This is a genomic window from Cephaloticoccus capnophilus (assembly GCF_001580045.1).
GTDB lineage: Bacteria > Verrucomicrobiota > Verrucomicrobiia > Opitutales > Opitutaceae > Cephaloticoccus > Cephaloticoccus capnophilus.
On sequence record NZ_LSZP01000047.1, the window covers coordinates 73,573 to 94,273 of the forward strand.

A 20,701-nucleotide genomic window follows, 5' to 3' on the forward strand; every position below is an offset into this window, starting at 1 on the left:
GGCGAGAGCTTTGCGCCCAAAGCTGCGCGCTCCAAGCCGTTTCGCTGTGCCCTCATAGGGTGTTAGCTGCGCAAATAAAACGAGTTAGGGCCTGTTCCCGCTTGAAACGCGAGCCGCGCCGCTACTTACGGCGCAGCCCGAAGGGACGGGCATTTGGCTCGCGGCTCGCCACTCACGTGTGCTGCGCACGCTCGCCGCTGCATCGTGCTCGGCGACGTGGATGAGAGCGCCGCCGCAGCTTAGCGCGGGGGGAACTCGAAGTCGGCTTTGGATTTTCTCGGAGAGAGGACGAGGTAGGCGCTGAACTCTGAACCGCGCTTGGAGGTGAAGCCGGCGAGGAGGCCGGTTTTGCCGTCGCTTACGAGTTGCTGGATTTCCTCAGGCTGCAGTTCGCGCCCGCAGAGGCTGCGCTTGATCTCGAAGACGATCCGTCCGTCCTCGTCGGGTTTGCGCACGTAGTAGGCGTCGGCGGTTTGCACGAGTTCGCCGCCTCGGTGCAGCTTGCTTTCGCCTAGGACGGTCGCCGCAGAGAGGTCGGGCGGGGTTTTAGGTTTTCGGGCGGAGGGCTTGCCGTCTTTGCCGAGCTTCGGGGCGCGCGGCGGAAACTCCCAGCGGATGCGCGCGCCATCGCGGGTGAGGTAGGCGTCGAAGGGGCGCCCGCGTTTGGAAATAAAACCTTGGATGAGCTCGGTTTTGCCCTCGGTCACGAGTTGCTTGGCGTGGTCGAGAGTAATGGGTTTTTGGCACATGAGGCGGCCCACGCGGAAGGCTTGCTCCCACTCGTCGGAGTCGGCTTTGCGCTGGCGCAAGACGTAGTGCGGGCCGGTTTCGCAGAGTTCGGCACCGGTTTTTTCGTCGCGCCAAACGGGGGCGAGTTCGCCGAGGTCGACCTTGTCGCCGAAGTCGAGCTCGGTCTTCCATTTTCCGGTTTCGGGATCTTCGACGAGTTTGAGCGCGGCGGCGAAGCGGGAGCGGGTTTTTGCGGATACGAAGCCGTCGAGGGGGCCGACTGCGCGGTCGCGGACGAGGGTGGCGACTTCGTCTTCCTCCATTTTTCGCCCGCCGATAACTTTATAAATGCTTAAGCGGCCATCTTGGGATTTGTAGGCGCGCAGGGTTTCGCGCAGCGGCAGGCCGTCGGTGGGCGAGGGGATCGTCGTTTCGCGGCCCGAGGCGGCGTCTTCCTCGAAGTGTTTTACGTTTTCGACGAGGGCTTTGGTTTGCTCGACGATTTCGGCCATAAAGTCGCTTCTCGCAAAGCGGGACTGCTCCATTTGGCGGAGTTTAAATTCCCACTCGCCGGTCATGGCCGGGCTGGTGAGTGCCTCGGCTTTGACTGCAGTGAGGAAGTCGAGGAGCTGCTCGGCCTTGGGAGTCGGGGCGAGTTCGCGGCCTTCGCGTTCGAGGTAGCGCTGGTTAATGAGCCCATCGATGGTGTCCGCGCGGGTGGCGGGGGTGCCTAGGCCGCGCTCCTTCATGGCTTCGGCGAGCTCCTCGGCGTCGAGGAGTTTACCGGCGGTCTCCATCGCGGTGAGCAGCGTGGCCTCGGTGTAGCGTGGGGGCGCTTTGGTGGCTTCGGCGTGAAGCTCTGCGGAGAGGGTTTTGGCGTCGGCTTCGGTGGGGCCGAGTGCGGGGAGGGCTTTGTTGCCAGTGCTGGCTTTGGCGGAGTCGGCTTTTTTCGAGGAGCTGCCGCTACGATTTGCGGAGTCGGCCTCGTCTTCGTCGATCGCGCTGCGGCCGTAAACGGCGAGCCAGCCGGGGGCGGTGAGGACTTTGCCCTCGGTTTTAAAGCGGTGCGGGCCGATTTCGCTGGTGCGGGTGGTGACGGCGAACTCAGCGGCGGGGTGAAAGACGGCGACGAAGCGGCGCGCAATCATGTCGAAGACCTTGGCCTCGATGTCGTCGAGTTTGGCGGCACTTTGCGTGGTGGGGATGATGGCGAAGTGGTCGCTGATTTGCGCGTTGTTAAAGATGCGCTTGTTGGGCCGTACCCAACCGGCGTCGAGGACGCGGCTGGCGTGGGGCGCGAGGTCGGCGCCGGTGATTTGCGCAAGGACGTCGCGACAGGTGGGGATGTAGTCTTCGGGCAGGGCGCGCGAGTCGGTGCGCGGGTAGCTGATGACCTTGTGCCGCTCGTAGAGGGCCTGCGCGATTTGGAGTGTGCGGCGGGCGGAGAGGCCGAGCCGCGAGTTGGCTTCGCGTTGGAGGGTGGTGAGGTCGTAGAGCCGAGGGGGCGCTTGGGTGGCCGCTTTTTTCTCTTCGCTTACGCGGGCGAGCGGCGCCTTTTCGCAGTCGGCTAAAATCGCTTCGGCGGCGGTCTTTTCCCAGAGCCGGTCAACGCGGTCGTGCTCGTCGTCGCTCTTTTTAAAGTCGGGGCGTTGGTAAGTGCCTTCGTAGGTGCCTGCGGCGATTTGGAAGGTCGCCGTGATGCGCCAGTAGTCGCGCGGCTGGAAGCTGCGGATATCGCGCTCGCGCCCCACGATGAGCGCGAGGGTGGGGGTCTGCACGCGGCCCACGGAGGCGACGTTTCCAGCGCGTGAGCCGAACATCCGCTTGGTGATGGCACGGGTGCCATTGATGCCGATTAGCCAATCGCTCTCGCTGCGGCAGCGGGCGGCGTCGCCTAGGCCCGCCATTTCCTCGGCACTGCGCAAGCGCTCAAAGGCGGTGCGGATGCCTTGCGGAGTCATCGTCTGTATCCACGCGCGGCGGACGGGCTTTGCGCACTTGGTGAGTTGATACAGGTAGTTAAAGATGAGCTCGCCCTCGCGGCCCGCGTCGCAGGCGTTGATGACTTCGTCGATGTCCTTGCGAGCGAGGAGCTTTTTAAGCAGGGCGAAGCGGTCCTTGGAGCTTTCGATGGGTTTTAGCTCAAACTTTTCGGGGATGATGGGCAGCGTCTCTAGCCGCCAAAACCCGTATTTTTTCTTATCGATGTCCTCGGGCATGCGCAGCTCGACGACATGGCCCACAGCGGAGGAGATGACGTAGCGGTCGTTTTCGAAAAAATCGGATTTTTTAGGGAGCTTGCCGAGGGCGCGCGCGAGGTCGGCCGCCACTGACGGCTTCTCCGCGATGATAAGGGACTTCATTAGCGGGAGCGGTAACGGGCGGCTTACTCGGCGTCTAGCGGTTTATTTGCCGAGTCCTAGACCTACTGCCTGTCTGTTTGCGAGATGGAGGCGCCCTGGGCGTCCGCTAAAGCGACCAAAAAACCGAATTTTACTGCGCGAAGTGTTGAAGTGGGCAACTGGCCTCGGCCTAGCGTGGCACGGCGCTTCACTCGCTGAAGACCACACAGACGGGTTTAGGGACGGTCACGGTGCTGGTGGGTGTGGAGGATGGGAGGCCGGTCGTTTGGTCGATGGCGAAGGCGCAGAGGGTGTTGGACTCTTGGTTGGCGGTGACGAGCCAGCCCCCGCAGGGGCAAATGGCAAAGTGGCGCGGGGAGCGTCCGCCAGAGGGGGTGTGGCCGAGTAGGCGGAGCTGCCCCCTTGTGTCGTCGAGCGCGAAGGTGGCGATGCTGTCGTGCCCGCGATTGGAGGCGTAGACCCAGCGTCCGTTCGGGTGGATACGGACTTCGGCAGCGGTGTTTTCGCCCGAAAAATTGGCGGGAAGAAGTGACTGCGTGTCCACCAGAGTGAGGGCGGCAGTCTCGGAGTTATAGGTGTAAGTAGTGAGCGTGCTATCGAGCTCGCCCACGACGAGTAGGAGGCGTCCGTCGCGGCTAAAGGTGGCGTGGCGCGGTCCTGCGCCGGGGCGAGTCGCCGTGTAAAAGCTGGGTGCAGGGCTCAGCGTGGCGTGTTCGGAGTCGAGCGCGTAGGCGTAGATGCGGTCGAGCCCGAGATCGCAGATGTAGGCGTAGCGGTTGTCGGGGGAGATTGTCGCGGAGTGAACGTGCGGGGCGTCCTGGCGCGTGGGGTGCGGGCCGGTCGGGTGGCCGAGTCGGGAATGCTCGATCACGCGGGTCGGCGAGCCGAGCGTGCCGCCATGGCTTGCGGGCCAGTTGCCGCCTGCCTGTATCGGGATCGTCGTGACAGTGCCGTGGTGATAGTGCGAGGCGATGAGGAGCTGTGCCGTGGCATCAATCGCGAGGTGGCAGGGCGGCTTACCGTCGCCGAGATAAGCTTCGCTCGCGGGCGTGAGTCGTCCGCTTACCCGGTCCACTGCGTAGGCCGCCGCCGCGGCGTCACCGCCGCTAACGGCGTAGAGCCTGCGCTTGTCGGGCGAGACTATCAGCCAAGTGGGGTTGGCGGTTTTGGCGGCGACTTCGGGCACGGCGAGTGCGCCGCTTAGCCGGTCGATCTGGAGCGTGTAGATGCCTTCGGAGCCACTGCCGGTGTAAGTGCCCACATAAAGGCGCGCAGGCCCTTTTGTTTGGCGCAGCGTCGCTGTCGCAGACCGAGCCGCGGCGTCATCGTTTGTTAGCTTTTGGGGGCTCATCGTTTTTTGAATGGGTTAGTCTGCTTTTGGCGCGAGTGCGGGCTCGGCCCCGATCGTGCCGCGAAGTTCGTCGAGGTAGGCGGGGCTTTGGACGTGGGCGAGTCGCTTGCGTGCGGCGTGGAGGCGCGTGGCGATGCCGAGGCGTTGGGCCTCGGCGGCGTAGCTATCACGTGCGAGGAAGGCTTCGAGATAGCTGCAGTGTGTGCTCCACTGGGCGGAGTCGATGCGTTGTTTGGCGGTGAGTCGGTCGTGATACCAGTCGCTGTCGAGGATGGCTGCGGCGTCGAAGCGTGCGCGGAAAGCGGGTGCGGCCAGGGTCTCCCCCTCGTAGTGGCCGTCGCGCATGAGGTGCAGGAGTGCGCGCAGTGGCGGGCAGGCGAGCGCGATACTGCCGTCGGCGAAGTAGTGCTCCGCGACGGCGCGCTGGGTGGAGACGATGTTGTCTATCCCGTCGGCGAACTCATCGAGCGATTGCTGCTCGGGGCGCAGCATGTCGTCGGTGAAGATGACGTGCGGGTGGTTAAAGACGCGTCCGCAAAAATGGGATACGAAGCGGCGAGTGATGCGGTAGCCGAGTCGGCTGGCGAGAACGCGGCGGCCTGCGTGCTCAAAGTCTTCGCAGCGTTCGAGGTGGCCTTCGGCGATGAGTGAGGCGGGGACGCGCTCTTGCGGGCCGATCCGGCACCAGACTTCGGGGATGAGCAGGCTGATGTCGTGATCGACGCGCGCCTTTGGGCCCACGCAGCCTGCCGAGGAAAGGAAGCCTGGGTAGCCGGTGACTGCGTAGGAGACGAGCGTGGCGTTTAGGTCGTAGATGGGCGGCAGCGCGTTGAAGGGGCCTTTGGTCAGTGCGCCTTCGGAGCCTGCGCCGGTCGTCGACGGCGACTTGCCGGTGAGGCTGCAAATAAACTCCATAAACAGCTCGGGGAGCTCCATGTAGTGAAGCGGGCCATACACGGCGAGCGAGCGGATGCCGGACTTTGGCGCGGCGGGGTTGTTACGGCGACCCGCGAGCACGGCATTGATTGGCGTGTGCACGGGTTGGTCGAGCGGGACGCGGCGGGCGAGGTGCAGCCCGATTTTGGCAATGTAGGTTTCGCGTGGGTTGCGCAGGTTGGAGCGGACTTGCAGGTAACGCGGGTTTTTCGAGGGCTGCCCATCGACGATGCGTGGGTGGGCCGAGGAGACGAAGTAGTCTGGCTTCCCCGAGCAGGCGCGGCGGATGAGTGCTTGCATGGGCGCGGTGAATTGGTCGAGGCGCAGTGCGTCTTCGACGAGTGCGCGGGCGTCGGCGGGGGTGAGTGCCTCGTAGTTGGAGAAGAAGTTATCCTCTTGGGCGAAGTCGCTCTCGGTCTGGTGGTCGTAGCCGCGGCGTATCGCTTCATCGGGCCGCTGGAAGAGCCGGTATTCGCAGTTGTGGACAAATTTGAGCGAGGGCTCGGCAGTCGTGCTACTGAGTCCGTCGAGCCGGCCGAGGCCGCTCGCGAGTTGCTTGCGGGGGACGACGACGGAGCTGGTGATGTCGTCCTCGACTTGGATTTTGAGCGCGGGTTGGAAGTCCATCCGCAGCCCAAAGGTGCGCCAACCGCCGTCGGGCAGGAAGCCTACGCGCAGGAAGTTGGCGTCGATGCGGTGCCCCTCGAAGCGCAGCTCGTTGGCGGGGGTGCCGTTGACGATATCGACGCCGAAGTGCGTGCGCCAATCGTCGCCCCACTCGGGGCGGTAGAAGCGTTTGACCGTAAAAACGAGTTCCTTGATGTGCTGTGGGATGGTTTGCAGCCAGTCGTTGTAGTCGGCGGAGAACTCGGCGCGTGAGGGCGTGAGGAGCTTGATGACCGAGCCGAGCGAGCGCTCGTTGCTGAGGATGGGCCGCTGGTCGCTACCGTGTCTGGTGGTGTCGCGAAAGCGCGTGCTGTAGTCGCGTGCGAGGAGTTCGGCGACTTGGGTAAAATCGCTTTCAAAATCCATCACGAAGACGGGACCCGCGAGGATGGCGTCGGAGAGGCTTTTGGAGATTTCTGACTTACCTCCTCCGGAGACGGTGCAGGGCTTGTGCGCGAGCATGCACTCGGCGTTGGTGCCGACGAGGCGCCAAGTGCGGCTGTCGCGCGGCTTTTCGAGGTGCACCTTATAACCCGAGGGCAAGATGTAGACGTGGCCGGGCCGGAGTAGCTGGGTGACTGTGCGGCCTGCGTGTTGCCAAGTGACCGCGGCGCCGCCGGTCAGCGTGAAACGCGACTCGGCGGGCACGTAAACGATGTCTGGGTGATCACGGTCGAGCGCGGAGCCGTCGGGCTGGGGCAGGGCGCGGTCGCCGAGTAGCGCGAGCGCTTCGTCGAGCCGGTGCGGGTATTTTTTGAGGATACGGTTCGCTTTGAAGTCCTCCGAAAGATCGTAGCGAGTGAAGATCAGTGCGCCGCCCGCATGCTCCTCTTCGGCGAGGCCGTAGAGGTTGGTCGCGTAGCTGATCTGCGTTTTGACCTCTTTTTTGCAGTAACCGAAGTAGTTGTCGGAGAGGAGCGTAATGATGACACCGGAGGCGTCGCGCGCGGTGATTTTGAAGGCTTGGCCGTCGTTGTAGAGCTCACTGGGTTCGCGCCAACACATGCCGTCGCGCTGTTGGCGTGGGCTTGCCTGGTCCCAATGCGGCAGGCCGAGTTCGCGCTTGGTGAGCCGTGTGAGGTGCGGCGCGAGGATGACGCAGCCGGTGTGGCCGCTCCAATGTTCGGGGTCGAGCGCGGCGTCGTTTTCGGGGAGTCGTGGGTCGCCCGCGTTACCGAAGATGCTTTCGACGAAGTCGAGGTTGCAGACGAGATTTCCCGGCGCGAAGAAGCGGATCTCCATCGACTTTTCCGGCGAAACACCCGGGACGGCGGGGCAGATGACTGGGCGCAGAAGCAGCGAGAGAAAGCAGCCGGTCGGCTGTGCGTGTGCGGCGTGTGCTGGCTTTGGCGTGGTCGAGAGAAAGGGCAGCTCCATGAGCTCGGCGGTCGGTCGCAGCGCGTGGTCGAGCAGGCGGCCAAAGACATCGAGCGGCACGGCCTTTTTATCGTCGGGGATGGGCAGCCCGCCTTCGGCGATGTGAAAGAGGCCCTGAGTGGTGCGCCGGTCGCTGCGCGGGTTGTGCAAGACGCCTTGGCGGACGCGGTAAGAGCTGACGATTGCCGACTCGAAATGGTCGCGGTCGGGCGGCAGCGAAAGCGTCCGCGCCAGTCCGTGGCGATCGAGGACGAAGGTCGTGTGCGGGAGTTGGGGTGCCCCCTCGCCAAGGAGTCGGTCGAGGTAGTTTTGGATACGTCGGTCAGCGGGGCAAAGAAAGCGCGAGAGCAGCCGATCTTTTTCGCGGCTTAGCGCGATGAGCCCGCTCGTGAGCGTGTCGAGCGCAGCGGCTCCCTCTTGAAGAGGAAAGGGAGGTAGGCCCAGATAGCGCAGTCTCAAATTGATGTAGAGAGGCAGCAGGGCTTCATCTTCGGGCGTCGGCGACTCGGTGGAGGCGGAACTGCGTAGCCCTATGCGGCGTAACTCTTCGGAACTAGGAATGCCGTTCATTTGGGCACAGAGCAAAGCGTGCCTCCAAGGCCTCACCAGAAAAATCGGGGGCGCAACGCGCGGTATTAGGGTCTGTTTCCGTTTCAAACGTGGCCGCGCTGCTATTTACGGCGCAGCCCGAAGGGACGAGGCATCTGGCTCGCGGCTCGCCACTCACGTGTGCTGCGCACGCTCGCCGCGTGGGCTTACCAAGGCGAGAGACGCGTTATGCGAAAAGCCCGTTGTGGAGGGCGAGGCGGCGGGTGCACTTGGCGGCGTGGGCCGGGTTGTGCGTGACGAGGAGGAGCGCGGTTTGGCGTTCGCGGCAGAGCCCGAGGAGTAGGTCGATGATTGTGTCGCCTGTGCGTTCGTCGAGGTTTCCTGTGGGCTCGTCGGCAAGGACGAGTGGCGGCGCAGCGATGAGGGCGCGAGCGATTGCGACGCGTTGGCGTTCGCCGCCCGAAAGCTGTGCGGGCAGGTGATGCGTGCGCTCGCTCAAGCCGACTTGGGCCAAAAGTTCGTGCGCCCGTGCCTTGGCCTCGCCGCGTGCGAGGCCGCAGATCGCTCCGGCCAAGCGCACGTTCGCCAGCGCATCAATTTCGGGAACGAGATAGAACGATTGGAAGATGATGCCGCGCAGCTTTCCTAGCTCTCTAGTTTTTAGAAGGCGTGACGGGCCTCCAACGAGAGGCTCGCCAAAAGAACCGCTCTGCGAGCGCCAGAGCACTTCGCCGGAGTCAGGGGTGTCGAGTCCGGCGAGCAGGTTGAGCAGTGTGGATTTTCCGGCACCGGACTCGCCGCGAATGCTTATACTCTCGCCTGCGCTCACGGAGAGCGAGGCACCGCGCAGCACGGCGAGTCGCCGGTCACCGCTGGTAAAGGTTTTGTGCAGGTCACGCGCGACGAGGACGGGTGCCGTCTTTTCTTTAGTGGGGAGCTCGGTTTCTGAGGTGGGCGTCATGGCGGCAGTATCGGGCGTGGTGGCGGGTCGCGAGGCTGCGGTAGTGGCGGGCGCGTAGTCTGCTTTCCTTACTCGGCACGGAGGGCTTCGACGGGGCGCAGCCGCGCCGCTCGCCATGCGGGCAGTAGCCCCGCCAAGGTCGAGATGACGATTGCGCTTGCGATAATGAGGAGGAGGTCGGCGCGCGCCGTGTGCGCGGGCAGTTGGCTAAATTGGTAAAACCGCGCGAGCACCTCTTCGCTGCCGGTTAGTTCGGTGAAGACGCGCACGACATCGTTGCGAAAGTGTAGAAAGGTAAGTCCTAGGCCGAGCCCGCAGCCTGTGCCCACGAGGCCGATGAAGAAGCCTTGAAAACAAAAACAGGCGGCCACTGCCCAAGGCCGTGCACCGAGCGCGCCGAGGAGGCCGATTTCGCGTGTTTTGCGCACCACGGCGATGAGCAGCGAGCTGGCGACCGAAAAGGCGGATACGACGATGATAAAGGTGAGCAGGAAGAAGATCATGTTCTTCTCCAGTTGGAGGACGAAGAGGAAGTCTTCGTTGGCATCGAGCCACGAGCGGGCTCGCACGGGCAGGGCCTCGTCGGCGAGTCGCGCGTTGATGCGCGAGGCGACCGCATCGGGGTCGCTGCCTGCGGCGAGCTTTACGTTAATGCCGTGGACGGCTTCGCCGAGTCCGTAGAGTTCCTGCATGGTGCGCAGCGTCACGAGCGCGAGTGCGTTATCGAGTTGCTGGTGGCCGATTTCAAAAATCCCCACGACTTCCAGCTCGCGGGGCATGGGGAGTTCCTCGCCTTTGAGTCGTTCGAGGAGGAGCGGCGAGTAGAGGTCTACGCGGCTGCCGAGCCGTATCCCGAGGCTTTCCGCGAGGGGCGCACTCAAAATGACGCCGTCGTCGTCGAGCGCGTCGAGCGAGCCTGCGCGGACGAAGCGGCGTAGCGGCACGACCGCTTCAGCGCGTTCGAGGTCGATGCCTTGGATGGCGGGAAACACGGGTTTGCGCGCAAACTCGAGCATCGCAACGCCTTCGGCAAAGGGCGTTGCAGCGACGACTCCGGGCACCGCCTCGACTTGGGCCAGCACGGCTTCGGGGTCTTGCAAAAGTCCATAGGCGCGAAGCTGCACTTCTCCTTGTGTATCCACAATCATCTGACGGATTTGGTGGCCGAAGCCGCCCATCACACTGGTCGAGACGATGAGTAGCGCGACGCCGAGCGCCACGCCGAGGACGGAGATGACCGTGAAAAACGGAAACACCCGCCCTTTCGGGAAGAGTTGTCGGAGTGCGAGGTAAAAGGGCCAAGTCATCAGGAAAACGCAGCATGCTGCCTCTCGGGTCAGCGACCGCAACGGTTTACGTTTTCAGTGGCATGTCGCCCCCGGGGAACCGTGTTTTTTTCCACTACGCGTGGGGCGGCAGGCTGTGCCTGCACCCATTCAATTTGGGATTTCGCAGCGCGCTATCGCGCGACACCGAAATCCCAAATTTGAAAGCACTCCGCCCTGTCGCGTTGCGACAGGGCGAGGAGTAAAAGGAAAAGTAGAGTGATAACCCGTTTGGGCGAGGTGGGAAAAATCACTCATAAACTCCCGCCGCCAAGTTTGGGTTCCTTTTCACAGAGCCGCTTGGCTGCTGTGCGAATGCACGGCAACCAAGCGGCTCTGTAAATGGGTGCAGCGACACGCTGCCGCCCCACGCGGAGTGGGACCTGTGGCGCTGCTATTTTGGCGAGTGGCAGGCCGCGATTGTTTACTGTGCACTTTGGTTTTTAGCGATGAGGGCTTCGATTTTTTCGAGGAGTTTGGGCAGGTCGATGGGTTTGGTTTCGTAGTCGTCGCAGCCTGCGGCGAGGGCTTGTTCGCGGTCGCCGCGCATGGCGTGGGCGGTGAGTGCGATGACGGGGATGTGGCGTGTGGCCTCGTCGGCCTTGAGTCGTTTGGTGGCTTCCCAGCCGTCGAGCACGGGCAGGCTCATGTCCATGAGGATGAGGTCGGGTTTACCGCTGAGTGTTTGGTCGATGCCTTGTTGGCCGTCTTCGGCGAGGAGGACTTGGTAGCCGCGCGTGGCGAGGCGGCGCGAGAGCATGTCGCGGTTCATTTCGTTGTCTTCGACGAGGAGCAGGGTAGCGGGCATGGCGAGGAGCAGGGGTGGGTGAGTGAGCGGTCGTGGATGATAGATGCAGCGAAGTCGGCGCGGGGCTTACCCTACGCCGACTCCGTGTAACTACGCATATTTGTTGGCGACTCGCCGTCTTCGCCAAGCAAAGAATCCGAGTGCGCCCGCGGCTAGGACTGCGCCGGTGGTGCCGGGCTCGGGGGCGCCGTTGTACCAAGTGGGCACGATCTCGAAGTAGTCGGCGTTGTAGTCGATGAGGTGGGCGGGGTCTTCGTCGTAGCCGAACTTGATGCGGCCGAGGTATTGGGCGATTTCGGCTTCGGCGGAGCGGTGGATGAGGAGATGCTTAGTAAGTTCTTCCCAACCGTAGACGATTAGCTCGCTCGTGTTGTCCGCTATGACGATGTGGTCGAAGCCGATGAGGTCGTTAACGCTGGGGCCGTTTGCGAAATTGAGCGCACAGGCTCCTTCGATGGTGAGGGTGTCGAGGTATTGCTCGACGGAGTAAAGCTCCAGGGAGGTGTTGGAGTGATCCGGGAATATCCCTTCTCGGATGCGATTTCCGCGCAGGGTCATGGATGCGCTGCGCTGGAGTTGGTTGTCGCCGTAGAGTTCGAGCTTGGCCCCATCGCGTCCGCCGTTGCCTACGAAGAGGTGGCCGCCGAGGCCGATGCCGTCGCCCCGTCTGGCGAGGATGAGGGTGCCTTCGTGGAGGTAGTGGTCGCCTCGCAGGGCACTCAGGTCTTTACTTTCCAAGACGAGTGTTCCGTCGCCGCTTTTGACGAGGCCGATGCCGCTGCTGTTACTGGGGAGGGTTTGGCGGATGTTGGAGTGGATGCTGAACCAGCCTTTGTAAACGTGGACGAGGAGTTCGCGCTCTGGGGTGAGGAGTTCGCCGCCGTGGATTGCTTGGAGGCCATCACCGCCAGTGGAGAGTAGGGCACCGGCGTTGAGGGTGAGTTTGGTATGAGCGTCGAGTTGGAGCGAGCTGTCTGCGGCGAAGCGCAGCGAGTTGATGCTGCGGTCGGTGCTGAGGTATTGGTGGGTAGTGAGCGAGGCGTTGTGCGGGGCTTCCCAAGTGTTGGGGTCGCCGGTGTAGTAGTCGGTGTAGGCGACGAGGTGCTTGCCTTTGAGCGTGGCGAAGTGTTCACCGTTAACGGTCGCCCAAGGGAGGATGCCGCCTTCGAGTTCGGGCATGGCCCAGGGGCCCGCTCGGTCGCGGAATTTGAGCTGTGGGGTGTAGCCGCCGGTGCCGAAGGCGCCGCCCCATGCTGCGTTTGAGTTGGTGAGGTTGAGCGTCGCGCCGCTGTCGCGATATAGGCCGCCGAGGGTGAGGACGGTGGACTGGCCGGGGCGGTAGTTGGTGACGTCGATCACGTTTGCCCCGCCTAGGAGTTCGATGATGCCCGTGCGCTCGAAGGAGTTTCCCGACTTTTGCCCCAAGTAGGAGAAGGCGCCGGAGTTGAGGTTGATCGTGGTGAACTGGCTAAGCCGGTTTTCGAGATAGTGGCCACCGAGCGATGAGGCGTGGTTGCCGAGGTTATCGACTACAAAACGGGCCCCTTGCTCGATAGTGATGGAGTAAAGCCCGTGCAGCGAAGCGCCCACATTTACGCGCAGCTCGGCTTGGTTTACGGTGAGGTTGCCCTGCCAGTCGTTGTTGGCTGCGCTCAGGTCGGCCACGCCGATGCCCTCGAAAACGAGGTCGCCGTTGGTGAAGCCTTGGTTGAAGCGAACGGCGGTGCGCCAGCGATCTGCCGGGTTATCAATGAGGCGAATCGTGCGCGGGCCGCCGCCGAGGTCGATTTTCTTGTCCCAGATGAGCGTGGCATCGGAGTCCACTGTGCCAAAGACGAGCACGTCACTCGCGCCGATGAAGTGCGTGGTTTTTCCCCAGATGAGCGGAAAGGTGTCGCCGTGGACCCAGAGGAAGCGGTCGCGTCCGTAGGCCGCAAAGCCGCCGCTGCCCGCCCAGCGGATTTGTCCCGCGCTTGTGCCGAGCGTGACGTGCCAGTCGCGCTCTAGCTCGATGACTTTCCCGTCGCTGATGACGAGCTCGGCGTGGGGCGTGATAGCGTCGCTCTCGGGCTCGGCGAGGTAGTTAAAGAGGTCGGCGGCGAAGTCCGCGGCGAATTCGGGGGCGGCGGCAGGCGCGGGGAGCCGCTTGAGCGTGGATTGAGGAAAGACAGAGTCGGGCCTTGGGGCTGTTGCTGCTGTGATTTCAGCCTCGGGCGAAGCGGGAGTTTCTACCTCGGGCCAAGCGGTGTCGCTGCGCCGCGCGGGCGGGGGCAGTAATTGTGCGTGGGCAGTGGCGACCAGCACAGCCCAAAGTAGGGTGCGAAAACCACGTAAAACAGCAGAAAGCAGGCGCGAAAAGGCGGAGCAAAGAAGCACAGCCGGTCAGTAGAGCCCAACGCTGTGCTGTGCTTTAGACCGTAAACGCCCCCGATCTTTTTCTTAGCCGCTGCGGGGAACTACTCGGGCGCACTCCGGCAACTCTAGCTTTTTTTGTGCAGTGGGGTTTTATGACAAAAGCCGATTAATCCCAGCCCTGCGGCTGCCGTGAGTAGCGAGTAAAAAGTGCCTCGGCTTAGCCCGAGGATGAGTGAGGCATCGGGCTCGCGAAATACCTCGCCCACGATTCGCAGCAGCGCATAAGCGACTAAGAACTCGCCGCCGAGCCGCCCGGGTGTGGTCTTTACGCGCTCACTGCGCCAAAATCGCCACTGCGCAAACGCGAGCAGTACCAAGCCTTCGAGGGCCGCGGCGTAGAGTTGCGAGGGGTGGCGGGGCACGAGCGGCAGCGGGCTTTCGGGGAAAAGCACGGCCCACGCGACGGCGCTGGGTTTGCCCCAAAGCTCGCCATTGATGAAGTTGGCGACGCGCCCAAAAAAGAGCCCGGCTGCTGCGACCGAGGCGACCAAGTCGCCCAAATGTAAAAATGCGATCCCGTGCCGTCGCGCGAACCACCACGTCGCCAGCACCACTCCCACGAAACCACCGTGGCTCGCCATGCCGCCTTCCCAGACGCGCAGCAGCGCGACCGGCTCGCTGAAGAGGAGCTCGGGTTGGTAGAGCAGAAAGTAGCCGAGCCGTCCGCCGACCATCACACCGACTACGAGGGCAGTCATGAAATCGGCGACGAGGGCGGGAGGCAGTGCCGATCGGTCGCTGCGCCGCGCGTAAAAATACAGCAGCCAAGCAGCGACGCCGAAGCCCAGCAGGTAGGCTAAGCCGTAGTAGCGAATACCGAAACCCTCCTCGCCGAAGCGCAGCAAAAATGGGCTCAAGTCGTGAGTCCAGTAAGCGAGAAACCTAAGAGGCGGCGCGATCGCGGGCATGGGCTACAGTGTACGCGGGCGGGCTCGGCACTTTGCGAATGGAAAGTGTTGCACTGGGCTACTCTCTGATGGCGAGAGTAACGACTCACCTCAAAATAAAACCGGTCGAATGCCCCCGAAGAGCCTTGCCGCCGCGCGCGCCTGCTGTGCATCTGCTCGGCCCACATTATCATGAGTTTGAAACGCACACCTTTACGCGACTTTCACGCTGAGCACGGTGCTCGCCTCGTCGACTTTGCTGGCTGGGAAATGCCGGTGCAGTACCGCAGCATCCTCGAAGAGCACAAAGCGGTGCGCCGCGCCGCCGGACTCTTCGACGTGAGCCATATGGGCGAGGTCGATGTGCAGGGCCCAGGCGCCCGCGCCTTCCTCGACTCGCTCGTGACCAACGACGTCGCCAAGCTCAGCGCGGGGCGCGTGCTATACACGCCGATGTGCTACGAAAACGGCACCGTGATCGATGACCTGCTCATTTACATGCGTGGCGCGGAGGATTTCTTTTTGTGTATCAATGCGGGGAATACGCCCAAAGACCTCGCTTGGCTAGGCGATCAAGCGGCGAGGTTTAACGCCGAAACAGGGGCAGGTTCGGTGCGCATCACCGACCGCAGCGCGGAGACTGCGTTACTCGCGCTCCAAGGCCCGGCGGCAGCGGCTATCCTACAGCCGCTTACCGATGTTCCGCTCGCTGCGCTCAAGTACTACCATTTTACGACAGGCCAAGTCGCGGGCATCGACTGCGTGATTAGCCGTACGGGCTACACGGGCGAAGACGGTTTCGAGCTTTACCATGCGAGCGAGTCGGCACCCGCGCTCGCCGCTGCGCTTCTCGAAGCCGGTCGCCCGCATGAGCTGGAACTCGCGGGACTCGGTGCCCGTGACTCGCTGCGGCTCGAGGCCGGCTACCCGCTCTACGGTCATGAGATCAGTGACCAAGTCTCACCGCTCGCGGGCGGGCTCGGGTGGACGGTGAAGCTCGATAAAGCCGCTGCTTTCATCGGGCGCGATGCCCTCCGCGCTGAGAAAGCAAACGGCAGCGCGCAGCGCCTCGTCTTCTTCAAAACCGGTGACCGCCGAATCGTCCGCGCCGAGTCGCCCGTCTTTTCTGGCGAGGCGGGCGGCGCAGCGGTGGGCCGTGTGGTTTCGGGAACGCTCTCGCCAATTTTGGGCGAAGCGATCGGCTCCGCATTGGTGGACTCGGCTGCGACTGACTCCGCGGCGCAACTCTGGGTCGATATCCGCGGCACGCGGCTCGATTTACAACTCGTCAAAGCTCCCTTCGTCCCCCTCAAGAAAAGCACCACTTTATGAACAAGCTCCCTAGCGAGCTGCGCTACGCAGCCTCCCACGAATGGCTAAAACTCCTCGGCGACGGCACGGCACTCGTCGGCATTACTGACTACGCACAGAGTGCGCTCGGTGACATCACTTACGTGCAGTTGCCTGCAGTCGGTACCGAGCTTGCTGCAGGTGCGGGCTTCGGCGTCGTCGAGTCGGTGAAGGCGGCCTCCGACCTTTACGCGCCAGTCGGCGGCGTAGTCGTCGAGGTGAACCCCGCGCTCGATGCTGCGCCCGAGACCGTAAACAGTGACCCGTACGAAGCAGGTTGGATGCTGAAGCTGCGGCTCGCGAACCCGAGCGAAGCCGATGCGCTCAATGACGCGGCGGCTTATGAAAAACTGACTCAGTAGTTTCGCGCAGGCTGCCGAGCACGGCAGCGCGAGTGCGTAGTCGTCGCATCAGTTTTCTGCTGGAGCGGCGAAACTCCTTCTCAAGGCCGCACGTCTCGTGCGGCCTATGTTTTTGAAAAGAGGCCCCCGCGTTTCACTGTCCAATAAAACCGCTCGCAGCGGTTGCGCCGCCTACCGTTCGTGTGCACTAGGAGCCTTACTTGGCTCCATGAAACGTTTCCCCTGCATACCCCTTTTTTTAGCGACGGTTATTTTTATAGGGCTCGGGACGAGCGGTTGCGCACGGAAGAAGGCGGGCGAGGGGAGCGGCGGCGCGAGTGCGGCCAGCCCGGCCCAGCGCGCCCAAGTGGTCGAGGTCGCGCCTGTCATCCGCAGCGATTTGCGCGAGGCGATGAGTGTGGTCGGCTCGCTCGAAGCCAATGAGTCCGCGCAAATCCGCCCCGAGATTTCGGGACTCGTTCAAGGGATTTACTTTGAGGAAGGCCAAGCGGTTACGCGCGGGCAGCTCCTCATGAAAATCGATGACGCGGAGTTGCGCGCCCAATACGCGCAGGTCGAGGCGCGCTTTGACCTCGCCGCGCGCAACGTCGAGCGCAGCGAGAGCTTGAGCGAGTCGCGCACTATCCCGCAGTCCGAGTACGACCGTGCGCGCAGTGAGTTTGCCGTCGCCCGGGCCGAGCTCGAAGTCCTCAAACTGCGCATCGAAAAAACCGCCGTAAAAGCGCCTTTCGACGGCGTCACCGGGGCGCGGCTTATCTCGCCGGGCGACTACGTGACGAGCGGCTCTGTCCTCACCACCCTCAACGACCTGAGCCGCCTCAAGATGAATTTCCAAGTGCCCGAGCGTTACCTTAGCAAGGTGCGGCCCGGCACCGAGTTTCGGATAAATGCGCGCAGCCTGGCGCAGGTCGATGCGCAGAGCGGCGTTGTCGCTGCCGATGCGGGGCTCAGCGGCGAAGTCTATTTCGTAAATCCGATCATCGATCGCGGCACACGCTCTAGCGAAATCAAGGGCTACCTGCACGCGCCGCCGCCCGCACTGAAACCGGGGATGTTTGCCAACGTGGACCTCACGCTCGAAGTGCGGCGCGGCGTCCTTACCGTGCCCGAGGGGGCGATTCTCACCGTGACGAGCGGCACCCAAGTGATCGCCGTTGTCGAAAACGAGCGCGGCGAGCCGGTCGCCGAGTTTATCCCCGTGCGCATCGGCTTGCGTGCGCAGGGCTTGGCGGAGATCGAGCCACTCGGGGGCGCGACGCTTCGCGAAGGTCAATCAGTCGTCGCTGCCGGAGTCGGCGCACTTGTCCTTTATCCTAGGATACGGCTCGACCCGCGCCCGCTACGGGCGGAGTTCGCCCCTGCATCCGCGCAAATCGCTGGCCAGTAAAGTGCGTAACTAGGCCGCCCACATCCGCCGCTCCTGCCCAACTTCGTCCCGCGCTATGATTCTTTCCGACCTCTCCATTCGGCGGCCCGTCATTTGTTTAGTGGCGTCGATTTTGATTATCATCATCGGGCTCCTGTCTTTCGCCGACCTGCCCGTGCGCGAATACCCGAGCATCGACTCGCCGATTGTCTCGGTGGATACGAGTTATCGCGGTGCGAGTGCGGAGGTCGTTGAGACGAAAGTCACCGAGCCTCTCGAAAAGGAAATCGCCTCCATAGAGGGCATTCGGCTCATCCGCTCGACCTCCGCCGAGGAGCGTTCGCAAATCTCCGTCGAGTTTAACCTAAGCCGAAACATCGACGAGGCGGCCAACGACGTGCGCGACCGCGTGAGTCGCGCCCAAGGTCGCCTCCCCCCCGAAATCGAAAATGTGCGCGTCACGAAGACCGAGGCCGACGCGAGCCCCATCATGTCGCTGTCGTTTAACTCCGACCGGCACAACCGCTCCGAGCTTTACGAAATCGTCGAGCGCATCGCCATCCAGCGGCTGCAAACCGTGCCCGGCGTAGGCTCGGTAGATATTCGCGGCCCGCGCTATGCGATGCGGCTGTGGGTCGATGCTGACCGGCTCGCCGCCTACAACCTCACGGTCTCCGACGTAGAGCGCGCGCTGCGCCAGCAAAACGTCGAAATCCCGGGCGGGCGCATCGAATCGGTCGCGCGCGAATTCCCCATCAAGGTGCAGGGAAACATGGCCAACCCGCTCGACTACGAGAACCTCGTGCTGGCGACGGCGGGCAACTACCAAGTGAAGTTTACGGATGTGGGCCGCGTGGAGCTCGGGCGAGAAGACTACCGCGGCGAGTCGTTTTTTAAGGGCCGCCCGACGGTCGGCGTCTCGGTCGTGCGCCAAGCACAGGCAAACCTGCTGGATGTCGCCAACGGGATTAAGGCCCTCATCCCCATTATCCAAAACGAGATGCCCGAGGGCGTGCAGGTCGAGGTCGGCTACGACACGAGCGTGTTCGTCGACCGCTCGGTGAAGGAGGTCTACAAGACGCTTTGGGAGGCTTCGGTACTCGTGGTGTTGATGATCTTCATCTTCCTGCGCGATTGGCGGGCGACACTGATCCCGCTCCTCGCGATTCCGATCTCAATCGTCGGCAGTTTCGCGGTGATGAGCTGGATGGGCTTCTCGATAAACGTGCTCACGCTGCTCGCGCTCGTGTTGGCGGTGGGGCTCGTCGTGGACGACGCGATCGTGATGCTCGAAAACATTTACCGGCGCATGGAGGAGGGCGAAGCGCCGGTGCCCGCCGCGATTTTTGGTGCGCGGCAAGTCGCGTTCGCGATTATCGCGACCACGCTCACGCTCGCGGCGGTCTTCTTGCCAGTGGCTTTCCAAAAAGGGCAGACCGGGCGGCTCTTCTTCGAGTTTGGGATTACGCTGGCGGTGTCCGTCATGGTCTCGGCCTTTGTCTCGCTGACGCTGACGCCGATGCTCTGCTCGCGCATCTTGCACATTAAGCGTGAGGGCGGCGAAATCCGGCACAACTGGCTCTACCGTAAAACGGAGCCGTTCTTTGAGGGGCTGGTCCGCTTTTATTCGCGATGCTTGGGCGCGGCGTTTCGCCAAAAGTGGATCGTGCTCGGCGCGACGGCTGCGCTGACACTCGGCGGCTTTTGGCTCTATGGTGGGCTCCAGCGCGAACTCACCCCGCTCGAAGATCGCGGCTCTTTCCGGGTAAACTTCATCCCGCCTGTCGGCTCTACACCGCACTACATGCAGGCGTACTCCTACGAGATTGAGCAAGAGCTACTGAAAATCCCCGAGATGGACCGCACCTTTCACCGCACGGGTAGCGGGGGGCGCGCGTTTATGTTTGCGACGCTGAAACTCTGGGAGGACCGCGAGCGCACGACGCAGGACGTCTCGCGGGAGTTTAGCGCTCGGCTGCGCGAAGTCTCCACTGGCGGCCAAGCCTTTGTCTCGCCCTCGCGCCCACTCGGCGGGCGGCGCGGCGGCAGCGATATCGAGTTCGTCTTGCAAGGCAGCGACTTTGCCGAACTCCAACGGCTCGGCGAAAAATTTGTGGCGATACTGCGCGCCGATGCGCGCTTTTCCCAACCGCGTATCGACCCTTCACCTACGAAACCGCAACTCGAAGTGCGCATCGACCGCGCGCGCGCCGCCGACCTCGGTGTGCCCGTGGCGGACATCGCCTCGACCCTCGAAACGCTGCTCGGCAGCCGCCGCGTGACCCAGTTCCAGCGCGGCAACCAGCAATACGATGTCGTCGTGCAAATCGAGGATGCCGACCGCAGCTCGCCCAGTGATTTGACGCGGCTCTACGTGCGCTCCGCGAGCGGCCAACTCGTGCAGCTCGGCAGTCTCGTGCAAATCGACGAAAACGCCGTCCCCGAAAACTACCCGCACTTTAATCGGCTGCGCTCGGTGACGGTGGGGGCGCAGCTCGGCCCCGACGTGACCGTGGGAGACGCGGTGAGCTTTCTCTCCGCGCAAGCCGCCGACATTTTGCCCAGTGGCTATACCTACGCGTGGGACGGTGAGGCCCGCGAATACGCCGAGAGCAGCAGCGATACCTATATGCTCTTCGGCTTAGCCCTGCTCTTTACCTTCCTGATTCTCGCCGCGCAGTTTGAATCGTGGATCCACCCGCTGACGATTTACACGGGCGTCGCCATCGCGCTCGCGGGGGGGCTCTTCGTCCTGTACTGCACGCGTTTCTGGGGCGCACCGATGACTGACAACCTCTTTTCGCGCTTCGGGCTTATCATGCTAATCGGCCTCGTTGCGAAAAATGGCATCCTAATCGTCGAGTTCGCCAACCAGCTCCAAGTCGCAGGGAAAACCGCCTTCGAGGCGGCCTTTGAGTCGGCAACGCTGCGCTTGCGCCCCATCTTGATGACCTCGATTGCGACGATTTTGGGCGCGGTGCCGATCGCCTTTGCCTCCGGCGCGGGAGCCGAAACGCGCAACCCGATGGGAATCGTCGTTGTGGGCGGGCTGGCGATTGCGACTTTTCTGACGCTCTTTGTCGTGCCGATTTGCTACGTGCTGATGGATGCCCAATGCCAACGCTTCACCGGAAAATCGAGCGCACACGGTCTACAACGTGCCGACGAAATCGAACGCGAAACCCGCAAGATCGAGCAAGCGGCGTGAGCCCCACGCTTGGCTGAGGACAGCTCAACCCGAGCGCATTAGGCTCAC

Annotated in this window: 12 protein-coding genes; 4 read left to right on the top strand and 8 right to left on the bottom strand. The window is 63.0% G+C overall.

The genetic code is table 11. The annotated features are described in order from the left end of the window. Positions 1-239: 239 nt before the first annotated feature. The 8 genes from AXK12_RS06275 to lgt all read right to left on the bottom strand — a co-directional run bounded on the left by AXK12_RS06275 (position 240) and on the right by lgt (position 14,337). Positions 240-3,092, bottom strand: coding sequence for a type IA DNA topoisomerase (locus AXK12_RS06275; RefSeq protein ID WP_068712579.1), 2,853 nt, complete (start codon positions 3,090-3,092; stop codon positions 240-242). Between the two features lie 187 nt (positions 3,093-3,279). Further along, complete coding sequence (locus AXK12_RS06280; RefSeq protein WP_068712580.1) at positions 3,280-4,443, bottom strand: lactonase family protein; 1,164 nt, start codon at positions 4,441-4,443, stop codon at positions 3,280-3,282. A gap of 15 nt (positions 4,444-4,458) precedes the next feature. Beyond that, positions 4,459-7,992, bottom strand: a complete 3,534-nt coding sequence (locus tag AXK12_RS06285) for a PPi-type phosphoenolpyruvate carboxykinase family protein (protein WP_231863567.1) — start codon at positions 7,990-7,992, stop codon at positions 4,459-4,461. Positions 7,993-8,197: 205 nt separating this feature from the next. Further along, positions 8,198-8,932 carry an ABC transporter ATP-binding protein gene (locus tag AXK12_RS06290; protein WP_068712581.1) on the bottom strand — a complete coding sequence of 245 codons (735 nt, stop codon included), beginning with the start codon at positions 8,930-8,932 and terminating at the stop codon, positions 8,198-8,200. 68 nt (positions 8,933-9,000) lie between these two features. After that, positions 9,001-10,239 carry an ABC transporter permease gene (locus tag AXK12_RS06295; RefSeq protein ID WP_068712582.1) on the bottom strand — a complete coding sequence of 413 codons (1,239 nt, stop codon included), beginning with the start codon at positions 10,237-10,239 and terminating at the stop codon, positions 9,001-9,003. Positions 10,240-10,681: 442 nt separating this feature from the next. Then, positions 10,682-11,065, bottom strand: a complete 384-nt coding sequence (locus tag AXK12_RS06300) for a response regulator (RefSeq protein ID WP_068712583.1) — start codon at positions 11,063-11,065, stop codon at positions 10,682-10,684. Positions 11,066-11,155: 90 nt separating this feature from the next. Further along, on the bottom strand, positions 11,156-13,369 hold the full coding sequence (locus AXK12_RS06305) for a PEP-CTERM sorting domain-containing protein (protein WP_068712584.1): 2,214 nt from the start codon (positions 13,367-13,369) through the stop codon (positions 11,156-11,158). Between the two features lie 176 nt (positions 13,370-13,545). Then, positions 13,546-14,337 (bottom strand): prolipoprotein diacylglyceryl transferase, encoded by a 792-nt coding sequence (gene lgt / locus AXK12_RS06310; RefSeq protein ID WP_231863568.1) that lies wholly within the window; start codon positions 14,335-14,337, stop codon positions 13,546-13,548. A gap of 222 nt (positions 14,338-14,559) precedes the next feature. On the opposite strand from lgt, the gene gcvT reads away from it, so the two are divergent. The 4 genes from gcvT (at position 14,560) to AXK12_RS06330 (ending at position 20,653) form a co-directional block, all read left to right on the top strand. Next, entirely contained in the window at positions 14,560-15,699 is a 1,140-nt protein-coding gene (gene gcvT / locus AXK12_RS06315; protein WP_068712588.1) for a glycine cleavage system aminomethyltransferase GcvT, read from the top strand. Continuing rightward, positions 15,696-16,079 (top strand): glycine cleavage system protein GcvH, encoded by a 384-nt coding sequence (gene gcvH, locus AXK12_RS06320; protein WP_068712590.1) that lies wholly within the window; start codon positions 15,696-15,698, stop codon positions 16,077-16,079. The genes gcvT and gcvH overlap by 4 nt, the downstream gene beginning before the upstream one ends. Before the next feature lie 208 nt (positions 16,080-16,287). Further along, positions 16,288-17,466, top strand: coding sequence for an efflux RND transporter periplasmic adaptor subunit (locus AXK12_RS06325; RefSeq protein ID WP_068712592.1), 1,179 nt, complete (start codon positions 16,288-16,290; stop codon positions 17,464-17,466). Positions 17,467-17,521: 55 nt separating this feature from the next. After that, positions 17,522-20,653 carry an efflux RND transporter permease subunit gene (locus tag AXK12_RS06330; RefSeq protein ID WP_068712594.1) on the top strand — a complete coding sequence of 1,044 codons (3,132 nt, stop codon included), beginning with the start codon at positions 17,522-17,524 and terminating at the stop codon, positions 20,651-20,653. Positions 20,654-20,701: the final 48 nt, after the last annotated feature.

What these genes read in the sequence shown, in the direction of transcription:
- AXK12_RS06330 (WP_068712594.1), top strand. Translation starts at nt 17,522, where the DNA reads ATGATTCTTTCCGACCTCTCCATTCGGCGGCCCGTCATTTGTTTAGTG.
- gcvT (WP_068712588.1), top strand. Translation starts at nt 14,560, where the DNA reads ATGAGTTTGAAACGCACACCTTTACGCGACTTTCACGCTGAGCACGGT.
- AXK12_RS06285 (WP_231863567.1), bottom strand. Translation starts at nt 7,992, where the DNA reads ATGAACGGCATTCCTAGTTCCGAAGAGTTACGCCGCATAGGGCTACGC.
- AXK12_RS06300 (WP_068712583.1), bottom strand. Translation starts at nt 11,065, where the DNA reads ATGCCCGCTACCCTGCTCCTCGTCGAAGACAACGAAATGAACCGCGAC.
- AXK12_RS06275 (WP_068712579.1), bottom strand. Translation starts at nt 3,092, where the DNA reads ATGAAGTCCCTTATCATCGCGGAGAAGCCGTCAGTGGCGGCCGACCTC.
- AXK12_RS06280 (WP_068712580.1), bottom strand. Translation starts at nt 4,443, where the DNA reads ATGAGCCCCCAAAAGCTAACAAACGATGACGCCGCGGCTCGGTCTGCG.
- AXK12_RS06290 (WP_068712581.1), bottom strand. Translation starts at nt 8,932, where the DNA reads ATGACGCCCACCTCAGAAACCGAGCTCCCCACTAAAGAAAAGACGGCA.
- AXK12_RS06325 (WP_068712592.1), top strand. Translation starts at nt 16,288, where the DNA reads ATGAAACGTTTCCCCTGCATACCCCTTTTTTTAGCGACGGTTATTTTT.
- AXK12_RS06295 (WP_068712582.1), bottom strand. Translation starts at nt 10,239, where the DNA reads ATGACTTGGCCCTTTTACCTCGCACTCCGACAACTCTTCCCGAAAGGG.
- gcvH (WP_068712590.1), top strand. Translation starts at nt 15,696, where the DNA reads ATGAACAAGCTCCCTAGCGAGCTGCGCTACGCAGCCTCCCACGAATGG.